Raw genomic sequence first — 17,574 nt, 5'->3', positions numbered from 1 at the left:
ACCGGAGGTCTTCCTTATGCGTCATCCCCCGACGGAGTGTTCACAACCTCCCCGGGAAGTACACCTAGCCCAGCTCCTCCAGCTTCGCCCGCACGTCATCGGCCGGCGGGTTGGTCGCGTAGGTGCCGTCGGAGTACTTGACGGTCGGGACAACGCGGTTCCCGTCGTTGACGGACTTCACCCACTCGCCGGCTTCAGGATTCTGCTCGACGTCGATGCGCCCGTACGGGGTCCCCGTCGCATCCAGGTCGGCGGTCAGACGCTGGCAGAAGGGGCACCAGGTGGTGGTGTACAGGGTGACAGACAATGCAAACTCCTAGGAACGTTCTTTCGGGGAAGTGGTGGCCGTGTACTCGCAGATCCGGTACCGCAGCGGGTCCTCACCTGTCAGGGCGGTGCCCTTCTCTGAATCCAACCATGGGCCGTCAGAGACCGTGAACGAGCCGTCCTGCAGTGTCGCACGCATGTCGGGCGCGACCACCCGGAACCGCTCGGGGGCACCGCAGGCTATCTCGGTGACGACCACACGGTCGGCGACTGGCAGGCACTGCCGGTAGATTTCGCCGCCACCGAGAATCCACACCGTCGATACTCCGTCGACGTCCCGCTCTGCGGCGATCCGGTGTGCCGCGACCACAGCCTCCGGGATCGAGGCGCACACGGTCCCGCCGGGGGCGTCGTAGGAGGAGTTCCGGGTGATCACCACGTTGTCGCGTCCGGGGAGGGGGCGGAACCGGGGGTCCAGTGCCTCCCAGGAGATCCTGCCCATCACCACGGGAGCTCCCACGGTGGAGTTCTTGAAGTGCTCGAGGTCCTCAGGCAGGTACCAGGGCATGTCGGATCCGTCGCCGATGACCCCGTCGGTGGTCTGTGCCCATATCATGGCGATCTCGACATCGTCGGGTAGTCCGGCGTCACGCAGGTCGCGACGGGCCAGGTCGGCACTCGTGGGCGTGCTCAGGGTGTCACTCATGATGTTCTCTGTGATCTCCGTGTTCTCTGTCATACCGCCACAGGGGCCTTGATGCCCGGGTGGGGGTCGTAGTCGTTCACGGAAATGTCGTCGAAGGTGTAGCTGAACATGTCCGCAGCCTTGGTCAGCGACAGCGTCGGGTAAGGGCGGGCCTCCCGGTCAAGCTGCCGGCGTACCTGGTCGACGTGGTTGTCGTAGATATGGCAGTCGCCGCCGGTCCAGATGAACTCACCGACCTCCAGGCCCGCCTGCTGGGCGAACATGTGGGTGAGGATCGAGTAGCTGGCGATGTTGAACGGCACGCCGAGGAACATGTCCGCACTGCGCTGGTAGAGCTGGCACGAGAGCTTCCCGTCGGCGACGTAGAGCTGGAACAGCAGGTGACAGGGTGGAAGTGCCATATCGTCAAGCTCCGAGACATTCCAGGCGGAGACGATGTTGCGCCGGGAGTCCGGGTTCGAGGTGAGCGTCTCGAGAGCGGCGGCGATCTGGTCGACGTGGCGTCCGTCCGGGGTGGGCCAGCTGCGCCACTGGACACCGTAGATCGGCCCCAGATCGCCGTTGTCGTCAGCCCACTCGTCCCAGATACTCACACCGTGCTCATGGAGCCAGGCCACGTTCGAGTCGCCGCGCAGGAACCACAGCAGCTCGCCCACGACGGACTTGAGGTGCACCTTCTTCGTGGTGATCAGGGGAAAACCGGAGGAGAGGTCATAACGGATCTGACGGCCGAACAGGCTCCGGGTGCCGGTGCCGGTGCGGTCGCCCTTCGCCGTGCCGTCGGCGAGGATCTCGGCCAGGAGATCCTCATAGGGTGTGGGGACAGGGGACGTTGAGCTCATGGGTTCCAGAATAGGGTCATGGAGGTGTCCGCGACCACCTGGGTCACAACACTTTCCGCAGCGGCATCAACGCGATCTCCGCCACGCGTGACAACGGGTGCTCGTCGCGCCAGGATGTGGAGTTCACGGTCTCACAGTGTTCGATGTCGGCGGTGAAGACCTTCTCCATCGTCGCCGCGAAGTCCTTGTCGGTGACCTCGACATTCGTCTCGTAGTTGAAGGACAGCGACAGACGGTCGATGTTCGCGGTACCGACGGTGGACCACTCCCCGTCGATGGTGGCGGTCTTCGCGTGGATCATCGTCGCAGCGTAGAGGTGCAGCGTGATGCCGTGTTCCAGGAGTTCGCCGTAGAACCCGCGGCTCACCCAGTCGGCGATCATGTGGTTGGACTCCTTGGGCACCATGAGGCGTACGTCCACGCCCCGGTCCGCGGCACGGTACAGGGCCTGCAGGATCTGCTGGTCCGGGATGAAGTAGGGGGTGGTGATCCAGATGTGGTCCCGGGCGCGCTCGATGGCGGTGAGGTACATGTTCCTCAACGGGTAGACCAGCTGTACCGGCAGGTTCGCCACCACCTGGATCCGGGAGTCCCAGCTGTCGGGAGCGGTCCAGGGGATGTCGCCACCCTCCGGCCACTTCTGGTTCCAGACCCGGGTCACCGCGTTGCGGAGTCCCCACGTCTTCGGCCCGACCTGCCGGACGTGCGTGTCGCGCCAGTGCCCGGCGAACTGTGAGCCGATGTTGTAGCCGCCGATGAACCCGGTCTCGTCATCGACCACGAGGATCTTGGAGTGGTTGACGCCGGTGGTGCGTACCGGCGCGGTCCACAGTTTGCGGGTGACGAAGGGCAGCCGGGCGACATGCACCTTGTCGGAGAAGTTCCGGTAGAAGGACCGTGGCACCACCAGGTTCCCGAACCCGTCGTAGATCACGTACACGTCCACACCCCGGTCGGCCGCGGCGTTGAGGGCCTTGATGAACCGCAGGCCACCCTCGTCGTTCTTCCACAGGTAGTTCTGCATGAGGATGATCTCCTCGGCGCCGTCGATCGCCTCGATCATGTCGTCGTAGAGGGTCCTGCCGTCGGTGTAGACGGTCATCTCGGAGTCGCCGACGGTCGTCGAGAACGTGCCGGGCCGGGGTGCGGTACGTTCCCTGCGCCCCCGCCGCTGGATGAGGTCGGCCGTGAGTGCGGGGAGCGCGGCCGCAGCCGCCAGACCCGCGGCACCTGCGACGGCGAGACCACCGTAGGCGGCCAGGGAAGGGGAGTTCGTCCGGTCCTCGTGACCGCGGGAGGTGCGCAGGATGCTCATCGCACCGATTCTAATGACGGAGGTGCTACACGGTGGTGTACGAGCCGTGCTTCGCGGAGAACTCCGCGGCCGCGGCCAGGATGCCGTCGGCGACGTCAGGCCGGCAGATCAGCAGATCGGGGAGGTAGGTGTCCTCGTTGTTGTAGACCAGCGGGGTCCCGTCGAGGCGGCTGCAGTGCAGGCCCGCGGCCTGGCACACCCCCACGGGTGCGGCGTTGTCCCATTCGTACTGCCCGCCGGCGTGGATGTAGGCGTCGTTGTCGCCCAGCAGGACGCTGATCGCCTTGGCACCGCAGGATCCCATCGTCGTCAACTCCGCGCCGAGGGCCTCGGCAACATGGGGGGCCACGTCCGGTGTGCTGTTCCTGGAAATCACGAAACGGTTCGTCGGGGCGCCGAGCACGGCGCGGGATTCCGCGGAGGTGAACACCTGCCCCAGGTCGGGCATCCCGACGGCGGAGACGGTCACCGTCCCCTGCACGGCCAGGGCGATGTGCACCGCCCAGTCCTGACGGACGCCGGCGTATTCGCGGGTTCCGTCGAGCGGGTCGATGATCCAGACGCGGTCACGGTCGAGCCGGGACAGGTCGTCCGTCGCCTCCTCGGAGAGGACCGCATCGTCCGGACGGTGCAGCGCAAGGGCCCGGGCGATCCAGTCCTGGGCGATCGCGTCACCGGCGGCCCCCAGGTCGCCGCCCCGGAGCAGCCCGACGTTCCGGACCCCCTTGAGGATCTCTCCGGTGCCCTGGGCGAGGCGACCGGCAAGGGCATCGTCGTCGATGAAACGCGTCATGGCGCCCTAGTGTAGTCGGAGACACGACGCAGCTCCGTGTCCAGTGCAACATAGTGCGGAAGTTTCATGTCCGGCACGCGTGGTTGACTGGTGGGCATGACCGATCCCCTTGACCGTTTCGCGACGCCGGTGGCCTCCTGGTTCCGTGAGGTCTTCACCGAGCCGACGGTGGTGCAGTCGCAGGCGTGGGACGCGATCAGCCGGGGTGACAACGCTCTCGTCGTCGCCCCGACCGGGTCGGGTAAGACGTTGGCGGCTTTCCTCTGGGCGTTGTCACGGCTCAGCTCGGAAGGGTTGATGAAAGGCCGGCAGGACCGGAATACCGGTACCCGGGTGCTCTATATCTCGCCGTTGAAGGCCCTGGGTGTGGACGTCGAACGCAACCTGCAGGTCCCTCTGGCAGGGATCGCGCGGACGGCGACGGCCACGGGCACGGACGTCGCGCCGGTGCGTGTCGGGGTGCGGTCAGGGGACACTCCCCAGGCGGAGCGGGCGAAACTGCTCCGTACCCCACCGGATGTGCTGATCACCACGCCGGAGTCGCTGTACCTCATGCTCACCTCGAAAGCGGCGGGCACCTTGCGGGACGTGGACACCGTGATCATCGACGAGGTGCACGCGGTCGCAGGCTCGAAGCGGGGGACGCACCTGGCGCTCAGCCTGGAACGTCTGGAGCAGCTCAGCGACACCGGCGTCCAACGCATCGGTCTGTCGGCCACGGTGAACCCGGTCGACACCGTCGCCGCGTTCCTCGGCGGCGACCGTCCGGTGACGGTGGTGAACCCTCCCGCACAGAAACTGTGGGATGTGCGCGTGCGCAGTGTGGTCGAGGATTTTCAGGACCCGCCTGCGGTGGAGGATGTGTCGGCGGTCGCCGGGGACACTGACGTGGCGGACGACATTCCCGTCGACGAGGCACTGCTCGGGCCGTCCCTGATCGGTGAGGGCGTCGGCGGGGTCACCGAGGTGGGCAGCGGCAGCCGGGTCGCTTCCGGCGTGGACCGCGAATCGGCCCTGCCGCAGCAGAAGTCCGTGTGGCCGCATGTGCAGCGTGCGGTCTACGGGCAGGTGATGGACAACCGTTCCACGCTGGTGTTCGTCAATGCCCGGCGTACCGCCGAACGGCTCACCGGGGCCCTCAACGAAATGTGGGCGGAGGAGCACGATCCGGAGTCGTTGGCGGCACCGACCCGCCGCGACCCGGCGCAGCTGATGGCCCAGTCCGGTGCGGTCCCGGCGGCCCCGCAGGTCATCGCCCGCGCGCACCACGGGTCGGTGTCCAAGGACGAACGTGCCGACATCGAGGGGGCGCTGAAGGACGGTTCGTTGCGCTGCGTGGTGGCGACGTCATCCCTGGAGCTCGGCATCGACATGGGGCTGGTAGACCATGTCGTCCAGGTCGGTGCACCACCGAGCGTGTCCTCGGCGGTGCAGCGGTGCGGGCGCGCCGGGCACTCTGTCGGAGCGGTGTCCCGGGCCACGATCTACCCGCTGCACCGACAGGATGCCGAGGTGGCGACGGTGATCGTCGACCGGATGCTCGCCGGTGACCTTGAACCTCTCCAGGTCGTGTCCAATGCGCTGGACGTGCTCGCCCAGCAGACCGTTGCGGTGGCGGCCCAGGCCGCCGCCGTCGGAGGAGGAGACGGCACAGTGGACGTCGAGGACTGGTTCCGGACCGTCCGGCGTGCCCATCCGTATGCGGCGCTGCCCCGCGAGGCCTTCGACGGCGTTGTCGAGCTGGTGAGCGGACGGTACCCCTCGACCGACTTCGCCGAACTGCGTCCCAAGGTCATCTATGACGCCGCCACCGGGCACTTCGAGGCACGTCCCGGGACGCAACGCACCGCGGTCACCTCCGGCGGGACGATACCTGACCGCGGACTGTTCGGGGTCTTCCTCCCGGCGGACGGCGAGAATGCCGGGGGCAGACGTGTCGGTGAACTCGACGAGGAGATGGTCTACGAGTCACGCGTGGGGGACGTCTTCACCCTGGGGGCGTCCTCATGGCGGATTGCCGAGATCACCCGGGACCAGGTCATCGTCACCCCGGCCGCAGGACACACCGGTCGGCTGCCGTTCTGGGTCGGTGACGCCGAGGGGCGTCCCGCCGAACTCGCCCCGGTGATCGGGGCGGCGCGCCGGGCATGGGGACGGGGTTCCGACGGGGATCTCAGGGGAGCCGACTTCCTCGACGACAACACACGGCGGAATCTCGACGACTTCTACTCCGGACAACGGGAGGCCACCCAGGTCGTCCCCGATGAACGCACGATCCTCATCGAACGTTTCCACGACGAGGTCGGCGACTGGAGGGTCGTCGTGCACACCCCCTGGGGTCGGTCGGTGAACGCACCGTGGGCGTTGGCGATCGGGGCATCCTTGTCCCGGACGTCCGGCATCGACGCCATGGCCGTCGCCGGGGACGACGGCATTGTTCTCCGTCTGCCCTACACCGAGGACGCCCCCGGCATGGAACTGCTCACCGGTGGTGGGACCGGCGCTGACACCGCACCGGTCGTCGCCGAGGTGACGGAGTCGGTGGGTTCCTCGGCGCTGTTCGCCGGACGCTTCCGTGAATGCGCGGCGCGCGCCCTGCTGCTTCCGCGGCGTAACCCGGGCAAACGTCAGCCGTTGTGGCAGCAGCGCCAGCGTGCCGCCCAACTGCTGGACGTGGCACGACCACACCCGGAGTTCCCGATCATGGTGGAGACCATGCGCGAGTGCCTGCGTGACGTCTACGACCTCCCCGCCCTGGAGAAGGTCGTCGCCGCGGTGGGCACCAGGTCGATGCGTGTCGCCGAGATCACCAGCGACACCCCCTCGCCCTTCGCCGAGTCCCTGTTGTTCAGCTACACCGGCGCGTTCCTGTACGAGGGGGACTCTGCCGAGCGGGCCGCGGCTCTGACTGTGGACCCGGCACTGCTCGCCGCCGTCCTCGGTGCCCGGGGAGAAGGCCTCGTCCTGGATCCGGACGTGGTCACTGAGGTCGTGGAGTCGTTGCAGTGGCTGTCCGAGGGGAGGCGTGCCCGCAGCGCCGAGCAGGTGGTGGACATGCTCCGGGCCCTGGGGCCGCTGGCGCCGGGGGAGGTGGCACGGCGCACCGAGGACCCGCAGGGAATCGTTCTGCCGGAGGTGCAGACGATGATCCCACGCCGGATCTGTGAGGTGAAGGTCGGTGGCGTGCTGCGCTGGGCCGTGGTCGAGGACATCACCCTGCTCCGCGACGGCCTGGGGATCCCCGTACCCCCCGGGGTCGCCGCAGCCCGTGAGACCGTCGCCGACGCCGTCGACCAGCTCGTCCTGCGGTGGGCCCGGACCCATGGACCATTCACCGCCACCGATATCGCCGAAGAATTCGGCCTGGGAGTGGCCACCGCGGACTCGCTGGCGAAACGCTGGGTCAGCGGCCGACGGCTGGAGTCGCACAGCGGTGAGGACGGCGACCAGTACGTCGACGCCGGGGTCCTGCGCCGACTCCGGGCCGCCACCCTGGCGAAGGCGCGCGGAGCACTTGAACCGGTGAGTGTGCAGACCTACGCCGCGGTACTGGCGGACTGGCACGGCCTCGGCGCCGGCGAGCGGGAGGACCTGCCGGCGGTCATCGAACAACTCGCCGGAGTCGCGCTCCCCGCGAGCGCCTGGGAAACCGTGGTGCTTCCGTCCCGGATCCCCGACTACCGGACAAGTGACCTGGACGATCTGGTGGCTTCCGGGGAGGTCCTGGTCGTTGGAGCGGGGGCGACCTCGGCGACCGACCCGCGGATCATGCTGCTACCTGCCGACCTCGCGCCTTTGCTCGTCGACGGGCCGGACGGGCTGGAGGACACCGACGACCAGGACGCGGTGGGGCCCGTCGCGGCACTCGTACGTGACCGGGTCAGTGGGGGAGGAGCGTTCCTCGCCTCCGAGATCGAACGGGGGCTCGGTGACTCCGGAAGCGCCGGCCATGACGCCGTCGACTCCGCGATCTGGGAACTCTTCGACGCGGGACGGCTCATGCCCGACTCCTTCGCCGCTGTCCGCGCCCGGTTGGCCGGAACCGGCATCACCGACCGCGCCGGGAGCGGTGCACATAAGGCACCCCGTCGGAACCGGGGGAGAGGGACGACCCGGCGGCTGCGGATGGGAAGGAGCACCTTCGCCCAGACCGTGGCGTCCGAGGAGGTGCGGTCCCGTCGGGCGGCGATGAACGCACACTCGGGTGTGCCCGGCCGTTGGTCGCAAGTCCCGGGGCCGGCCGGGGCAGCCACAGACCGTGCGATCGCCACCGGTGAAGCCTGGTTGGACCGCTATGCGGTGGTGACCAGGGGCGCGGTGATGTCGGAGCACACCGAGGGCGGCTTCGCCGCCGCCTACCGGATGCTCACCGCCTGGGAGGACAACGGCACCGTCCTACGCGGGTACATCGTCGACGGATTGGGTGGGGCACAGTTCGCCTCCCGCGAGGTCATCGACCAGTTGCGCCGTGTGGAGGAGAACACCGGTGCCGGGGCAGAAAAGGCAGCCGGCCCGGTGCTGCTGGCGGCGTCGGACCCGGCGAATCCCTACGGCGCGGCCGTGCCGTGGCCCGAACTTCCTACCGAGGATGCGCCGCGGCCCACCCGTGGTGCAGGTGCACTGGTCGTCCTGCGTGAGGGACGCCTTCTGGCGCACCTGACCCGCGGTGGACGGACCGTCACGGTCTTCACCAGACCGGCCCTGTCCGATGAGCCGGTCGCGCCGGACCCCGGGGACGTGGCGGCCCTGGTCGCGGTGCTGTCGGACGCGGTGCAGGCCGGGCGGCTGTCACCGGTGACGGTGGAACGGATCAATGGCGTGGACGTGATGGGTGCCCCGACGGGGGCGTGGACGGAGGCCGGGGCGCGTCTGACGCCGAAAGGGCTGGTGGTGCGGTGATGCGGGGGGCGGCGCAGGCGCGGGCGTACCCTGGTCGCGACGGTCATGTGAGGACAAGGAGGGTGTAGGTGCCTGAAGGCGATTCTGTACTCCAGTTGTCTGACCGCATGCAGTGGATGACCGGCCGGACAGTGACCCGCTCGGACATCCGTGTACCCCGCTTCGCCACCGAGGATCTCACCGGTCGGCAGGTCACCGGGGTGTGGCCCTACGGCAAGCATCTCTTCATGGACTTCGACGGGCGCGTCCTGCACACCCACCTGAAGATGGAGGGTGTCTGGTCCATCCACGCCGCCGGATCCCGGTGGCGCAGACCCGGTCACACCGGGCGGGTCGTCCTGCGACTGTCCCCGCAGCATGCGGGAGGGCCGCAGATCGAGACCGTCGGACACAGCCTCGGCTTCGTCCGGATCTTCGACCGCGACGACTACGGCCAGGTCGTGGGCCATCTCGGGCCGGATATCCTCGCGGCAGACTGGGAGAGTGCGGCGTTCGGACGTGATGAAGCACTGGGTAGAATCCTCGCGCGCCCGGACCGTAGCATCGGGGCGGCGCTGCTCGACCAGCGCAATGTCGCCGGGATCGGCAATGAGTACCGGGCGGAAGTCTGCTACCTCGGTGGCGTGGACCCGCGTCGTCCCGTCGGCGTCGGATCAGAGGCGGAAACGACGGCCGCCCACCTGCTCGACCTGTCCCGGAAGGTGATGTGGGAGAACCGTCTCGAGCCCCGGCGGCTGTTCACCGGCGACCGGCGTCCCGGCATGGGCAACTACGTCTTCGGTCGGGCGGCGAAGCCGTGTCTCCGCTGCGGGACCCCGGTACTCAAAGGATTCCTGGGAGGGGTGGACGCCGGCGGGGATGACGGAGAGCTCGAGAGAGTCATCTGGTGGTGCCCCGGCTGCCAGGCGGGCTGAGCCGCCGGGGAGACAGGTGCCGGGCGAGAGGCTAGGAGTGGCAGACCTGTCGGCCAGATGGCAGATGCACCGGTCGATTTCCGGAGGTAAATCGATCGGTGCATCTGCCACGCGGGCGATACCTCTGCCATGCCCACCCGGGGGCGGACGTGTTGCCGGGAGCGGAGAGCCCAGCCCGCGCTACCGCTTCCGGTTGCGCAGGACGTGGCGCAGCAGGGAGTCCGTCGACGGGTCGCCGGTGTCGACGTCCGCGGAGTCGGTGTTATTGCTCAGCAGGGGGAGAAGTTCATTCGCCTGCTTCTTCCCGAGCTCCACACCCCACTGGTCGAAGCTGTTGATGCCCCAGAGCACGCCCTGCACGAAGCAGATGTGCTCGTAGAGGGCGATCAGCGAGCCCAGGGTGCGCGGGGTCAGCTTGTCGGCGATGATCGTGCTGGAGGGACGGTTACCCGGCATCACCTTGTGCGGGATGAGCTTCTCGTCCACGCCCGCCTCACGCAGTTCCTCCGCGGTCCGACCGAAGGCCATGACACGCGACTGCGCGAGGAAGTTCGACAGCAGCATGTCGTGCATGCTGGTCTCGCCGTCGGAGCTCCGGTGGTCGGTGTGCGGGTTGACGAAGCCGATGAAGTCCGCCGGGATGAGGTGTGTGCCCTGGTGGATCAGCTGCATGAAGGCATGCTGGCCGTTGGTGCCTGCCTCGCCCCAGTAGACCTCACCGGTCTCGGCGGTGGTGAGTTCGCCGTCGAGGCGCACCGACTTGCCGTTGGACTCCATCATCAGCTGCTGGAGGTAGGCGGGGAAGCGGCCGAGGTCCTGCGAGTAGGGCAGGACCACGTGCGACTGGGAGTTCAGCACCGAGGTGTACCAGACCCCGAACAGGCCCATCAGCACCGGTGCGTTCATCTCCAACGGCTCGGAGTAGAAGTGGTTGTCCACGTCATGGAAACCGGCGACGAACTCCATGAAGTCCCGCGGCCCGATCGCCGCCATCAACGACAGCCCGATCGCCGAGTCCACCGAGAAACGGCCGCCGACCCAGTCCCAGAAGCCGAACATGTTGCGGGTGTCGATGCCGAACTTCGCCACCTCGTCGGCATTCGTCGACACGGCGACGAAGTGCTTGGCCACGGCGTCGTTCACCACCGCCTCGTCGGAGGTGTCGAGGCCGAGCCGCTTCAACTCCTCAAGCAGCCAGCGTTTCGCGGCGTGGGCGTTGGCCAGGGTCTCGGAGGTCGTGAACGTCTTCGAGGAGACGACGAACAGGGTGGACTCCGGGTCGAGGCCGTCCAGAGTGGCGGTGATGTCCGCCGGGTCGACGTTGGAGACGAAGTACGGGGTGATCCCGGCGGTGCAGTAGGGGCGCAGTGCCTGTGCGGCCATCGACGGGCCGAGGTCAGAGCCACCGATGCCGATGTTCACCACGTTCTTGATCGTGTGGTTGGTCGCCCCCCGCCAGTCGCCGCTGCGCAGCGCCTTGGCGAGCCCACGCATCCGGTCGAGGGTGTGGTGGACGTCCTCGGCGATGTCCTGGCCGTCAACACTGAGATCCTGCTCAATCGGCACGCGCAGGCCGGTGTGCAGCGCCGCGCGGTCTTCCGTGGTGTTGACGTGTTCACCGTTGAACAACGCCTGACGGTAGTCCTCGATCCCCATCGCCCGTGCCACATTGAGCAGCAGGCGCACGGTGTTCTCGTCGGCGAGGTTCTTCGAGAGGTCCACGTGCAGCGGGCCGACCTCGAACGTCATGTCACCGGCCCGGCCCGGGTCCTCCCGGAACAGGTCCTTCAGCGTGGTTCCCTTGAAACGCGTCGCGTGGGCGACCAGAGCCTGCCACTCCGGCGTCTTCGTCACAGGGGTGGGGTTCGGGACGGTGAAAGTCACAGGTGTCGCCCTTTCGAGAATCCGGTGTCTGTATTCGTGGTCCCTGCCCACGGTAGCGGAAAATCAGGTGGCGGGGTTCTGCCCCGCATCCAGCGCGGACAGTACCCGGTCCTGCAGCAGCCCGTTGCTGGCCACCGCGGAGCCGTCATGGGGCCCCGGTGTGCCGTCAAGGGCGGTGAACCGCCCCCCGGCCTCACGGACGAGGACGTCCAGCGCCGCGAGGTCCCAGAGGTTGACCTCCGGCTCGGCGGCCACGTCCACCGTGCCCTCGGCGACCATGCAGTAGGACCAGAAATCGCCGTAACCCCGCAGCCGCCACGCCGCGTCCGTCAGCGCGATCAGTTCGTCACGACGCCCCACCTTCCTCCACCCCTCCAACGAGGACAGCGAGATCGAGCAGTCCGCGATATCGGAGACCTTCGACACCGATATCCTGCGGGCCTCGTCCGTGCTGAAGACGGCCCACGCGCCCATCTGCTCGGCCGCCCACCACCGTCGTGCCAGGCCGGGCGCGGACACCACACCGACGACGGGCGTCCCGTCGACGACCAGCGAGATCAGCGTGGCCCACACGGGCACGCCCCGGACGAAGTTCTTCGTCCCGTCGATCGGGTCGATGACCCACTGCCGGCCGGACGACGCGGTGCCGCCGTACTCCTCGCCGAGGACGGTGTCGTCCGGACGGCGCGTCGACAGGACCTCGCGCAGCTGTCGCTCGACCTCGGTGTCGGCGTCGGACACCGGGGTCAGGTCGGGTTTGGTGGTGATCTCCAGGTCGCTGGCCCCGAAGCGGGCCAGGGTGACCTTGTCGGCGATGTCGGCGAGGTACAGCGCCAGGGTCAGGTCGTCAGAGTAGTCGGGGCAGTCGGACGTGGATGTGCTCATGGCTCCAAGGATAGGTTCTCCAGGACGTGACCGACACTGGAGGGGGAGCCCGCCACCGACCACAGTTTCCCGCCGGCGCGGACCCGAGCACACCGTCCCCCCGCGCCCTCGATCAGCGCCCGCCCCGGCAGCAGGTCCCACGGCAGGACGCTGTGCTGGAACCAGCAGCCCGCATTGCCCGCCGCCACCCCGGCCATGTCCACCGAGGCGGAGCCGTTGAACCGCACCGTCGCGAAGTCCCGGACCGTGTCGGTGAACACCCGGTTCAGCTCCGGGGTCGCGATGTCCGTGGGATGCAGGTAACCGGTGAGGCAGGACTTCTCCGGGGGAAGGTCGGCCAGGGTGCCGACCGGTGCGCCGTCCAACGTGGTGGGGACGTCCGGACCACCGAACCAGGTGTAGCCCATCGCCGGACGGTGCACCGCACCGAAGTGCAGCGCGTCCGGGTCCTCCGGGTCACCGTCGACCAGCGCCAGCGCAGAGCACCAGTAGTCGGACCCGGTGGTGAAGTTGTACGTGCCGTCCACCGGGTCGATCACCCAGGTACGTCCCGACTCGGACGGCGCGGACGCACCCTCCTCACCGAGCAGGCCGTCCTGCGGACGCAGCGTACGCAGCACCTCGGCGACGAAATCCTCCGCCGCCCGGTCCGCCGCCGTCACCACGTCCGACACCGAGGTCTTGAACTCGGTGGTGACACCCGCCTCCCGCATCCGCCAGGCCAGCCGCCCGGCGTTGTACACCAGCGCCTGGGCGAGGGTGCCGTCGTCGTCCCGGTCATGCGAGATGATGAACGTCTTCGTGATGGCCTGCAGGGCGTCTGCGGGGATGGGTGAGTTCATGCGTCCATTGTGCACGGGGTGTGGCCCGGGTGCCGCCCCTGGGGTGAGTAGACTGGACGACCATGCAGCCCGATGTGACCTCCGCGATCGACGACCTCGACTCCACCCTCACCACGATCGAAAAGGTGCTCGACCTTGATGAGCTGGAGTCACGCGCGCGCGAACTCGAGGACCAGGCCGCCGACCCGTCCCTCTGGGACGACCCCGACCACGCCCAGCAGATCACCAGCCAGCTCAGCCACGTCCAGGCGCGGCTGAAGAAGGTCCGCGGTCTGCGTGACCGGCTCAACGACCTGCCCGTGATGTACGAGATGGCGGAGGAGTCCAGGGAATCCGGGAGCGACGACGCCGCCGAGGCCGCGGAACTCGCGGAGACCGAACTCGCCGACCTGCGCGAGGAGATCGACTCCCTCGAGGTCACGACGATGCTCTCCGGCGAATACGATTCGCGCGAGGCAGTCGTGAACATCCGTTCCGCCGCCGGTGGGGTGGACGCCGCGGACTGGGCGGAGATGCTCATGCGCATGTACACCCGGTGGGCGGAGAAGAGCGGACACAAGGTCGAGGTCTACGACATCTCCTACGCCGAAGAGGCCGGCATCAAGTCCGCGACCTTCGTCGTCCACGGCGACTACATGTACGGCACCCTGTCGGTGGAGCAGGGGACCCACCGCCTGGTGCGCATCAGCCCCTTCGACAACCAGGGCCGCCGTCAGACCTCCTTCGCCGAAGTGGAGGTCCTGCCGGTGGTGGAGACCTCTGACCACGTCGACATCGACGACAACGATGTGCGTGTGGACGTCTACCGGTCGTCCGGCCCCGGCGGCCAGTCGGTGAACACCACCGACTCGGCGGTGCGGCTGACCCACATTCCCACCGGCATCGTGGTGACCTGCCAGAACGAGAAGTCGCAGATCCAGAACAAGGCCTCGGCGATGCGCGTCCTCGCCGCGAAGCTGCTGGAGCGTAAGCGGCAGGAGGAGGCCGCCGAGATGGACGCCCTGCGCGGCGATGGCTCGAACTCCTGGGGTAACCAGATGCGCTCCTATGTGCTGCACCCGTACCAGATGGTCAAGGATCTGCGGACGAACTTCGAGGTCAACGACCCGTCCAAGGTGCTCGACGGTGGCATCGACGGGCTGCTGGAGGCGGGGATCCGCTGGCGGATGGCGGAGCAGCAGGGCGACGGGGAATAGGTCGGAGGCCTTGGGGGAACTCCTGCCGGACGGCCGTGGAAATCTAAGGTTCCTTCCTTAAGCACACTGGACTAGTGTGAGCTGAATGACAGCTGGCCCGACGAGCGTGGCGATCGTCTCGGGGGAGTGTGCCGCGACCCTGGCGTTGCGGGGTGGTGGCCCCTCCCAGCTGACCTGGCGGGGGATGGAGATGCTCGAGGGCTACGGCGGCCCGGGGCAGCCGGCCACCGCACCCCTGTCCGCGAATGTCGTCCTCGCCCCCTGGCCGAACAGGACGAGGGACGGGGCCTACAGCTTCGACGGCCGGCATCACCGACTGGGCATCACGGAACCGGGGAAGTCCACTGCCCTGCACGGCTTCGTCGCTGAGCGGGAGTGGACCGTGGCCGCGCATGAGACGGATTCCGTCCGTCTCGTCGTCGCACCGGGGCCGCAGCCCGGATGGCCGTGGCCTGTCCACGTGTCGGTGCGCTACCGCATCACCCAGGACGGACTGCGGGCGGACCTCACGCTGCGTAACGACGGCGCGACGGACATGCCCGCGGCCGTCGGTTTCCATCTCTACCCGTCGGCACTCGGTGCCTCGACCGACACCTGTTCACTGACGGTGCCGGCCCACCGGCACGTGCCCCTCGACAAGCGCGGCCTGCCGTGCGGGGAGGAACAGGAGGACGTCGGAGTGCTGCCTGACCTGGAGAACCCCCTCGCGGGACGTGTGCTCGACCACTGCCTGCGGACCGACGGCCCGAGGTTCGTCCTGTCGCGTCCCGACGGGGCCGGTGTCGCGCTCAGCACCTCCCCGGAACTGCGCTGGTTCCAGATCTTCACCCCGGACGCCCGGACCGGGATGCCCTATCCCGGCCGCCCGGGAGGTCGTGCCGTCGCCGTGGAACCGATGACGGCCCCTCCGGACGCCCTGAACTCGGGCGTCGGCCTGGCACGTCTACCGCCGGGGGAGAGCCTGACCTGCTCCTGGCGCCTCGACGTGCTCGCCCCTTCCTGACCCCGACAGAAAGCGCATCCCTCATGGAGACCGCACAGAACGTCCTCCGGCTCGACGCGAGCTGGGTGGACTACGCGCTGGTTGCCCTGTTCTTCATCTTCGTCCTCGGCATCGGCTGGGCGGCGAAACGCAGGGTCTCCAGCTCCATCGACTTCTTCCTCTCCGGGCGTGGTCTGCCAGCCTGGGTGACCGGCCTGGCGTTCGTCGCCGCGAACCTCGGTGCCGTCGAGATCATCGGCATGTCCGCCAACGGTGTCGAATACGGCCTGCAGACCATGCACTACTTCTGGATCGGCGCCGTGCCGGCGATGATCTTCCTCGGCATCGTGATGATGCCCTTCTACTACGGCTCGAAGGTCCGCTCGGTGCCGGAGTTCATGCGGCGCAGGTTCGGCAACGGGGCTCACCTGGTCAACGCGCTCTCCTTCGCCGTCGCCCAGCTGCTCATCGCCGGGGTGAACTTGGTGCTGCTGGCCAAGGTGGTCAACGCCCTGCTGGGCTGGCCGCTGTGGGTCACACTGGTCGTCGCCGCGGTGATCGTGCTGTCCTACATCACCCTCGGTGGACTGTCGGCCTCGATCTACACCGAGGTCCTGCAGTTCTTCGTCATCGTCGCCGCCCTTGCCCCGTTGACGGTCATCGGCCTGAACCGCGTCGGTGGCTGGGGCGGGCTCAAGGAGCAGGTCCAGGACTTCCAGAACCATGCGTGGCCGGCGCAGGAACTCTCCGGTTTCAACAGCCCGGTGCTCTCCGTGATCGGTATCGTGCTGGGCCTGGGCTTCGTCCTGTCCTTCGGCTACTGGACCACCAACTTCGTCGAGGTTCAGCGCGCGATGGCGTCCGACTCGATCAGTGCTGCGCGTAAGACGCCGATCATCGGCTCCTTCGTGAAGCTGTTCGTCCCGTTCATCGTCATCGTCCCGGGCATGATCGCCTCCGTCGTCGTCGCAGCCTACAGTGACGGCGGGGACGCCGCCCCGAACGACGCGATCCTCTACCTCATGCGTGACCTGCTGCCCACCGGACTGCTCGGTGTGGCGATCGCCGGTCTGCTGGCGTCGTTCATGGCAGGTATGGCGGCCAACATCTCCGCGTTCAACACGGTGTTCAGCTACGACATCTGGCAGGCCTACGTGGTCAAGGACCGTAAGGACGGTTACTACCTGAAGGTCGGACGCTGGGCCACCGTCGGTGCCACCGTCATCGCCGTCGGCACCGCGATGATCGCCAACAACTTCGGCAACGTCATGGACTACCTGCAGACGTTGTTCGGCTTCTTCAACGCCCCACTGTTCGCCACCTTCCTGCTCGGTATGTTCTGGAAGCGGATGACCCCGCACGCCGGCTGGTCAGGCCTGGTCGCCGGTACCGCCGCCGCCATCATCTTCTGGGCCTTCTCTCTCGGCGAGGACCCGCTGGTGAACCTGCCCGGCCAGGGTACGGCGTTCGTCGCCGCCGGCCTGGCGTTCGTCGTGGATATCCTGGTGTCTGTGATCGTCACGTCCTTCACCGCACCGAAACCGGACAAGGAACTCGTCGGTTTCGTGAAGTCCGTGACCCCGAAGGCGATGCTCGAGGACCCCGAGGAGAAGACGCTGCCCTGGTACCGCCGTACCGTCCCGCTGGGCATGCTGGCTCTCGCCATCACCGTGATCCTCAACATCGTCTTCCACTGATTCCGCTGACCTGAAAGGAGAGAACAATGACTGCAACGCCTGACATCCAGACCACCGATCCTGCAGCTCCGACGAAGCACAAGGCTGGCGCCTTCGACATACGGACCGTGACCGCGGCCCTGCTCGGCATCTACGGGGTCGTCCTGCTGCTCTGCGCCGCATTCCTCGACCCCGGGGTCAACCCCGACACCGGCGAGGCAAAGTCCTCCGTGGACAACCTCTGGACCGGTGTCGCCCTGCTCGTCGTCGCCGGGGTGCTGGTCCTCTGGGCGAAGCTGAACCCGGTCGTCGTCGACGAGTCGCTCATCGACGAGGACAAACTGCCGGGGTCCGACGACTGATGGGGGAGCAC

General features: G+C 67.8%; 14 protein-coding genes. 6 read left to right on the top strand and 8 right to left on the bottom strand.

What is annotated here, in order from left to right; all coding sequences use genetic code 11:
• Positions 1-64: 64 nt before the first annotated feature.
• The 5 genes from FS507_RS14615 to FS507_RS14595 all read right to left on the bottom strand — a co-directional run bounded on the left by FS507_RS14615 (position 65) and on the right by FS507_RS14595 (position 3,923).
• Positions 65-307 (bottom strand): mycoredoxin, encoded by a 243-nt coding sequence (locus FS507_RS14615; RefSeq protein WP_145943517.1) that lies wholly within the window; start codon positions 305-307, stop codon positions 65-67.
• 9 nt (positions 308-316) lie between these two features.
• Positions 317-883: a dihydrofolate reductase gene (locus FS507_RS14610; protein WP_260853520.1), complete on the bottom strand. Its 567-nt coding sequence runs from the start codon at positions 881-883 to the stop codon at positions 317-319.
• 119 nt (positions 884-1,002) lie between these two features.
• Positions 1,003-1,815: a thymidylate synthase gene (locus tag FS507_RS14605; protein ID WP_145943515.1), complete on the bottom strand. Its 813-nt coding sequence runs from the start codon at positions 1,813-1,815 to the stop codon at positions 1,003-1,005.
• Between the two features lie 43 nt (positions 1,816-1,858).
• Complete coding sequence (locus FS507_RS14600) at positions 1,859-3,130, bottom strand: phospholipase D-like domain-containing protein (RefSeq protein ID WP_145943514.1); 1,272 nt, start codon at positions 3,128-3,130, stop codon at positions 1,859-1,861.
• Between the two features lie 25 nt (positions 3,131-3,155).
• On the bottom strand, positions 3,156-3,923 hold the full coding sequence (locus FS507_RS14595; protein ID WP_145943513.1) for a 3'(2'),5'-bisphosphate nucleotidase CysQ: 768 nt from the start codon (positions 3,921-3,923) through the stop codon (positions 3,156-3,158).
• Between the two features lie 96 nt (positions 3,924-4,019).
• Here FS507_RS14595 and FS507_RS14590 point away from each other — a divergent pair, with 96 nt between their 5' ends.
• Together FS507_RS14590 and FS507_RS14585 are read left to right on the top strand one after the other, a co-directional pair.
• Positions 4,020-8,822: a DEAD/DEAH box helicase gene (locus tag FS507_RS14590; RefSeq protein WP_145943512.1), complete on the top strand. Its 4,803-nt coding sequence runs from the start codon at positions 4,020-4,022 to the stop codon at positions 8,820-8,822.
• 68 nt (positions 8,823-8,890) lie between these two features.
• Positions 8,891-9,736, top strand: coding sequence for a DNA-formamidopyrimidine glycosylase family protein (locus tag FS507_RS14585; protein WP_145943511.1), 846 nt, complete (start codon positions 8,891-8,893; stop codon positions 9,734-9,736).
• A 180-nt stretch (positions 9,737-9,916) separates the two neighbouring features.
• On the opposite strand, the gene pgi is transcribed toward FS507_RS14585, so the two are convergent.
• The 3 genes from pgi to FS507_RS14570 form a co-directional block, all read right to left on the bottom strand.
• Positions 9,917-11,620: a glucose-6-phosphate isomerase gene (gene pgi, locus FS507_RS14580; RefSeq protein WP_186314708.1), complete on the bottom strand. Its 1,704-nt coding sequence runs from the start codon at positions 11,618-11,620 to the stop codon at positions 9,917-9,919.
• A gap of 63 nt (positions 11,621-11,683) precedes the next feature.
• A complete protein-coding gene (hisN, locus tag FS507_RS14575) occupies positions 11,684-12,505 on the bottom strand; it encodes a histidinol-phosphatase (protein ID WP_145943510.1) in 822 nt (273 codons plus the stop codon).
• Positions 12,502-13,347 carry an inositol monophosphatase family protein gene (locus FS507_RS14570; protein WP_145943509.1) on the bottom strand — a complete coding sequence of 282 codons (846 nt, stop codon included), beginning with the start codon at positions 13,345-13,347 and terminating at the stop codon, positions 12,502-12,504. Before FS507_RS14570 ends, hisN begins: the two co-directional genes overlap by 4 nt.
• 62 nt (positions 13,348-13,409) lie before the next feature.
• Between FS507_RS14570 and prfB the strand changes: the two genes are divergently transcribed.
• The 4 genes from prfB to FS507_RS14550 all read left to right on the top strand — a co-directional run bounded on the left by prfB (position 13,410) and on the right by FS507_RS14550 (position 17,563).
• On the top strand, positions 13,410-14,543 hold the full coding sequence (gene prfB, locus FS507_RS14565) for a peptide chain release factor 2 (RefSeq protein WP_145943508.1): 1,134 nt from the start codon (positions 13,410-13,412) through the stop codon (positions 14,541-14,543).
• An 85-nt stretch (positions 14,544-14,628) separates the two neighbouring features.
• On the top strand, positions 14,629-15,546 hold the full coding sequence (locus FS507_RS14560) for an aldose epimerase family protein (RefSeq protein WP_145943507.1): 918 nt from the start codon (positions 14,629-14,631) through the stop codon (positions 15,544-15,546).
• Positions 15,547-15,569: 23 nt separating this feature from the next.
• On the top strand, positions 15,570-17,222 hold the full coding sequence (locus FS507_RS14555; RefSeq protein ID WP_145943506.1) for a sodium:solute symporter family protein: 1,653 nt from the start codon (positions 15,570-15,572) through the stop codon (positions 17,220-17,222).
• A 26-nt stretch (positions 17,223-17,248) separates the two neighbouring features.
• The gene (locus FS507_RS14550; RefSeq protein WP_145943505.1) at positions 17,249-17,563 is read left to right on the top strand and encodes a hypothetical protein; all 315 of its coding nucleotides are present in this window, start codon (positions 17,249-17,251) and stop codon (positions 17,561-17,563) included.
• Positions 17,564-17,574 lie beyond the last annotated feature (11 nt).

Origin of the sequence: Corynebacterium glyciniphilum AJ 3170 (genome assembly GCF_007673095.1) — a bacterium.
In the GTDB taxonomy this organism is placed as follows: Bacteria; Actinomycetota; Actinomycetes; order Mycobacteriales; family Mycobacteriaceae; genus Corynebacterium.
This window is presented reverse-complemented; position numbering and strand designations above follow the sequence as displayed.

What these genes read in the sequence shown, in the direction of transcription:
- FS507_RS14610 (WP_260853520.1), bottom strand. Translation starts at nt 883, where the DNA reads ATGATATGGGCACAGACCACCGACGGGGTCATCGGCGACGGATCCGAC.
- FS507_RS14605 (WP_145943515.1), bottom strand. Translation starts at nt 1,815, where the DNA reads ATGAGCTCAACGTCCCCTGTCCCCACACCCTATGAGGATCTCCTGGCC.
- FS507_RS14600 (WP_145943514.1), bottom strand. Translation starts at nt 3,130, where the DNA reads ATGAGCATCCTGCGCACCTCCCGCGGTCACGAGGACCGGACGAACTCC.
- FS507_RS14595 (WP_145943513.1), bottom strand. Translation starts at nt 3,923, where the DNA reads ATGACGCGTTTCATCGACGACGATGCCCTTGCCGGTCGCCTCGCCCAG.
- FS507_RS14590 (WP_145943512.1), top strand. Translation starts at nt 4,020, where the DNA reads ATGACCGATCCCCTTGACCGTTTCGCGACGCCGGTGGCCTCCTGGTTC.
- hisN (WP_145943510.1), bottom strand. Translation starts at nt 12,505, where the DNA reads ATGAGCACATCCACGTCCGACTGCCCCGACTACTCTGACGACCTGACC.
- FS507_RS14570 (WP_145943509.1), bottom strand. Translation starts at nt 13,347, where the DNA reads ATGAACTCACCCATCCCCGCAGACGCCCTGCAGGCCATCACGAAGACG.
- prfB (WP_145943508.1), top strand. Translation starts at nt 13,410, where the DNA reads ATGCAGCCCGATGTGACCTCCGCGATCGACGACCTCGACTCCACCCTC.
- FS507_RS14560 (WP_145943507.1), top strand. Translation starts at nt 14,629, where the DNA reads ATGACAGCTGGCCCGACGAGCGTGGCGATCGTCTCGGGGGAGTGTGCC.
- FS507_RS14555 (WP_145943506.1), top strand. Translation starts at nt 15,570, where the DNA reads ATGGAGACCGCACAGAACGTCCTCCGGCTCGACGCGAGCTGGGTGGAC.
- FS507_RS14550 (WP_145943505.1), top strand. Translation starts at nt 17,249, where the DNA reads ATGACTGCAACGCCTGACATCCAGACCACCGATCCTGCAGCTCCGACG.